Raw genomic sequence first — 5,305 nt, 5'->3', positions numbered from 1 at the left:
TGTGTGGTGGTTCCTTGATAACTCAACAGTGTGTCATTTTGTATTTTTTGTGATGCCATTTGGCCTGTGCTCGCCTTTTTTTGGTGGGTGTGGGTTGTTTTGTTTGGTTGGCTGCCCCTTTTTTTGGGGTGGTTGGCTGGGACATTATTTTTCGTATTTGGCTGATGGTTTTTGCTATTGGTTTTTTTGCGGAGAGTTTGATCCTGGCTCAGGACGAACGCTGGCGGCGTGCTTAACACATGCAAGTCGAACGGGATCCATTTCCGCTTGCGGTTTTGGTGAGAGTGGCGAACGGGTGAGTAACACGTGAGTAACCTGCCCCCTTCTTTGGGATAACTGCCGGAAACGGTGGCTAATACTGGATATTCAGCAATGGTCGCATGGTTGTTGTTGGAAAGGTTTTTCTGGTGGGGGATGGGCTCGCGGCCTATCAGCTTGTTGGTGGGGTGATGGCCTACCAAGGCGTTGACGGGTAGCCGGCCTGAGAGGGTGACCGGCCACACTGGGACTGAGACACGGCCCAGACTCCTACGGGAGGCAGCAGTGGGGAATATTGCACAATGGGGGAAACCCTGATGCAGCGACGCCGCGTGAGGGATGACGGCCTTCGGGTTGTAAACCTCTTTCAGTAGGGAAGAATTTGACGGTACCTGCAGAAGAAGCGCCGGCTAACTACGTGCCAGCAGCCGCGGTAATACGTAGGGCGCAAGCGTTGTCCGGAATTATTGGGCGTAAAGAGCTCGTAGGCGGCTTGTCGCGTCTGCCGTGAAAACCTGCAGCTTAACTGTGGGCTTGCGGTGGGTACGGGCTGGCTTGAGTGCAGTAGGGGAGACTGGAATTCCTGGTGTAGCGGTGGAATGCGCAGATATCAGGAGGAACACCGGTGGCGAAGGCGGGTCTCTGGGCTGTTACTGACGCTGAGGAGCGAAAGCATGGGGAGCGAACAGGATTAGATACCCTGGTAGTCCATGCCGTAAACGTTGGGCACTAGGTGTGGGGGCCAGTTCCATGGTTTCTGTGCCGTAGCTAACGCATTAAGTGCCCCGCCTGGGGAGTACGGCCGCAAGGCTAAAACTCAAAGGAATTGACGGGGGCCCGCACAAGCGGCGGAGCATGCGGATTAATTCGATGCAACGCGAAGAACCTTACCAAGGCTTGACATACACCGGAATGCTGCAGAGATGTGGCAGCCTTTGGGCTGGTGTACAGGTGGTGCATGGTTGTCGTCAGCTCGTGTCGTGAGATGTTGGGTTAAGTCCCGCAACGAGCGCAACCCTTGTCTCATGTTGCCAGCACGTGATGGTGGGGACTCATGAGAGACTGCCGGGGTTAACTCGGAGGAAGGTGGGGATGACGTCAAATCATCATGCCCCTTATGTCTTGGGCTTCACGCATGCTACAATGGCCGGTACAGTGGGTTGCGATCTCGTGAGGGTGAGCTAATCCCGTAAAGCCGGTCTCAGTTCGGATTGGGGTCTGCAACTCGACCCCATGAAGTCGGAGTCGCTAGTAATCGCAGATCAGCAACGCTGCGGTGAATACGTTCTCGGGCCTTGTACACACCGCCCGTCACGTCACGAAAGTTGGTAACACCCGAAGCTCACGGCCTAACCCTTTTGGGGGGAGTGGTCGAAGGTGGGACTGGCGATTGGGACGAAGTCGTAACAAGGTAGCCGTACCGGAAGGTGCGGCTGGATCACCTCCTTTCTAAGGAGACTGTTTGTCTCTAGTGCATCTCTTTTTGTTTTCATGCCTGCTTACGTGTGGGTGTGGGGGGTGTGCGGTTTTGTGGATGGAATCATCACGAAAAGGTTTTATACGAAATGGCATGCTGTTGGGTTGTGGGGGAATCGCCTGTGTGGTGGTTTTCTTGTGGCCCTGTCTGCTGGGTGCTCCTGTGTGGGGGTGTTCTGGTGGGTGTGGGTGGGTTGTTTGAGAACTGTATAGTGGACGCGAGTATCTTTTGGTCTAGTTTGTAAGAGCATTCGGTGAATGCCTTGGTACCAGAAGCCGAAGAAGGACGTTGTAGCCTGCGATATGCCTCGGGGAGTTGGCAAACGAGCTGTGATCCGAGGGTGTCCGAATGGGGAAACCTGGCCAGAGTTGTGTCTGGTTACCAGCGCTTGAATTGATAGGGCGTTGGGGGGAACGCGGGGAAGTGAAACATCTTAGTACCCGTAGGAAGAGATATTCCGTGAGTAGTGGCGAGCGAAAGCGGAGGAGGCTAAACTGCGTGCGTGTGATACCCGGCAGGGGTTGCGTGCGTGGGGTTGTGGGGCCTGTTGTCATCATGCTGCCGCGTGGTGGGCAAGTGAGAAAGCTGTGGTGTAGTCGAAGGGTCTGGGAAGGCCTGGCGTAGTGGGTGATACCCCCGTAGGCGAAATGCTGCAGTCTTGCTAGATAGTGTTCCCAAGTAGGACGGGGCCCGTGAAATCCCGTGTGAATCTGCCCAGACCACTGGGTAAGCCTAAATACTTTCTGGTGACCGATAGTGGATAGTACCGTGAGGGAATGGTGAAAAGTACCCCGGGAGGGGAGTGAAATAGTACCTGAAACCGGATGCTTACAATCCGTCAGAGCCTCCTTGGTTGGGGTGATGGCGTGCCTTTTGAAGAATGAGCCTGCGAGTTAGTGGCATGTGGCGAGGTTAACCCGTGTGGGGTAGCCGTAGCGAAAGCGAGTGTGAAGAGCGCGTGTGAGTCGCATGTTCTAGACCCGAAGCGAAGTGATCTACCCATGGGCAGGTTGAAGCGATGGTAAGACGTCGTGGAGGACCGAACCCACCTAGGTTGAAAACTGGGGGGATGACCTGTGGGTAGGGGTGAAAGGCCAATCAAACTTCGTGATAGCTGGTTCTCCCCGAAATGCATTTAGGTGCAGCGTCGTATGTAGGTTTGCTGGAGGTAGAGCTACTGGATGGCTGATGGGCCCCACCGGGTTACTGACGTCAACCAAACTCCGAATGCCAGTGAAATTTTTGTGCGGCAGTGAGACTGCGGGGGATAAGCTTCGTAGTCGAGAGGGAAACAGCCCAGATCATCAGCTAAGGCCCCTAAGCGTGTGCTAAGTGGGAAAGGATGTGGAGTTGCATAGACAACCAGGAGGTTGGCTTAGAAGCAGCCACCCTTGAAAGAGTGCGTAATAGCTCACTGGTCAAGTGATTCTGCGCCGATAATGTAGCGGGGCTAAGTACACCGCCGAAGCTGTGGCAATGACACGTGTGTGTTGTTGGGTAGGGGAGCGTCGTGCACTGCGATGAAGCGGCCAAGTGATTGTGTCGTGGAGTGTGTACGAGTGAGAATGCAGGCATGAGTAACGAATGACGGGTGAGAAACCCGTCCGCCGAATGACCAAGGGTTCCAGGGCCAGGTTAATCCGCCCTGGGTAAGTCGGGACCTAAGGCGAGGCCGTCAGGCGTAGTCGATGGACAAGGAGTTGATATTCTCCTACCGGCAAAGCACCGCCCGTACCGAGCCCAGTGATGCTAAGCACCCAAGACTGCTATTGTCTCCTTCGGGAGGTGGTGGTGGTTGCGCGTGTGACCCGATCTGGTAGTAGGTAAGCGTAGTAACAGGGGTGACGCAGGAAGGTAGCCCGGCGCACTTAATGGCAATGTGTGTCTAAGGATGTAGCACGAGGTGTAGGCAAATCCGCGCCTCATATAAGTGTGAGATCTGATGGTGGCCCCATTTTTGGGGGATAACAGGGTGATCCTATGCTGCCGAGAAAAGCCTCGACGCGAGGTGTGAGCCGCCCGTACCCTAAACCGACTCAGGTGGTCAAGTAGAGAATACTAAGGCGATCGAGATAATCATGGTTAAGGAACTCGGCAAAATGCCCCCGTAACTTTGGAAGAAGGGGGGCCCACCTGGTGAAAACCCTTTGACGGGTTTAGCTGGTGTGGGCCGCAGAGACCAGGGAGAAGCGACTGTTTATCAAAAACATAGGTCCGTGCGAAGTCGCAAGACGCTGTATACGGACTGACGCCTGCCCGGTGCTGGAAGGTTAAGAGGACCGGTTAATCACGCCTTGTGTGTGGTGAAGCTGAGAATTTAAGCCCCAGTAAACGGCGGTGGTAACTATAACCATCCTAAGGTAGCGAAATTCCTTGTCGGGTAAGTTCCGACCTGCACGAATGGCGTAACGACTTCTCCGCTGTCTCAACCATGAACTCGGTGAAATTGCACTACGAGTAAAGATGCTCGTTTCGCGCAGCAGGACGGAAAGACCCCGGGACCTTTACTATAGCTTGGTATTGGTGTTCGATGCGGTTTGTGTAGGATAGGTGGGAGACTGTGAAGCATCCACGTCAGTGGGTGTGGAGTCATCGTTGAAATACCACTCTGATCGTATTGAATGTCTAACCTCGGTCCGTGATCCGGATCAGGGACAGTGCCTGGTGGGTAGTTTAACTGGGGCGGTTGCCTCCTAAAGAGTAACGGAGGCGCTCAAAGGTTCCCTCAGCCTGGTTGGTAATCAGGTGTTGAGTGTAAGTGCACAAGGGAGCTTGACTGTGAGACGGACGTGTCGAACAGGGACGAAAGTCGGAACTAGTGATCCGGCCATGGCTTGTGGAAGCGTGGTCGCTCAACGGATAAAAGGTACCCCGGGGATAACAGGCTGATCTTGCCCAAGAGTTCATATCGACGGCATGGTTTGGCACCTCGATGTCGGCTCGTCACATCCTGGGGCTGGAGTAGGTCCCAAGGGTTGGGCTGTTCGCCCATTAAAGTGGTACGCGAGCTGGGTTCAGAACGTCGTGAGACAGTTCGGTCCCTATCCGCTGCGCGCGCAGGAAACTTGAGAAGGCCTGTCCCTAGTACGAGAGGACCGGGACGGACGAACCTCTGGTGTGCCAGTTGTACCGCCAGGTGCATGGCTGGTTAGCTACGTTCGGTAAGGATAACCGCTGAAAGCATCTAAGCGGGAAGCCTGCTTCAAGATAAGGTTTCCATCCACCATTTGGTGGTGAAGGCCCCCTACAGACCATGGGGTTGATAGGCCGGAAGTGTACGCACAGTAATGTGTTCAGCTGACCGGTACTAATGGCCAAAAACTAGCCAAACACTCGCGTCCCTATACGGTTCCCAAACCACCCAAACACAAATAGACCCATCCCGTCATGGGTCCCCCACAAACGTACGGCGGCCATAGCGGAGGGGAAACGCCCGGCCCCATTCCGAACCCGGAAGCTAAGCCCTCCAGCGCCGATGGTACTGCACCCGAGAGAGTGTGGGAGAGTAGGACACCGCCGACACCACCCAAACCCGGTGGCCCCACCAACAAGGTGGGGCCACCGGCATAT

3 rRNA genes are annotated in these 5,305 nt (G+C 54.9%); all 3 read left to right on the top strand.

The features are described from left to right. The first annotated feature begins 185 nt into the window (after positions 1-185). The 3 genes from MUN85_RS12470 (at position 186) to rrf (ending at position 5,257) form a co-directional block, all read left to right on the top strand. A 16S ribosomal RNA gene (locus MUN85_RS12470) occupies positions 186-1,707 on the top strand. Positions 1,708-1,965: 258 nt separating this feature from the next. Next, positions 1,966-5,065, top strand: a 23S ribosomal RNA gene (locus tag MUN85_RS12465). A gap of 75 nt (positions 5,066-5,140) precedes the next feature. Then, positions 5,141-5,257, top strand: a 5S ribosomal RNA gene (gene rrf / locus MUN85_RS12460). Together the 16S, 23S and 5S rRNA genes form the textbook arrangement of a ribosomal RNA operon. Positions 5,258-5,305: the final 48 nt, after the last annotated feature.

The sequence above is a fragment of the Bowdeniella massiliensis genome (assembly GCF_023634005.1).
Lineage (GTDB): Bacteria > Actinomycetota > Actinomycetes > Actinomycetales > Actinomycetaceae > Bowdeniella > Bowdeniella massiliensis.
Note: the sequence above shows the minus strand (reverse complement) of the source record. Positions and strands in the feature narration are given on the sequence as shown.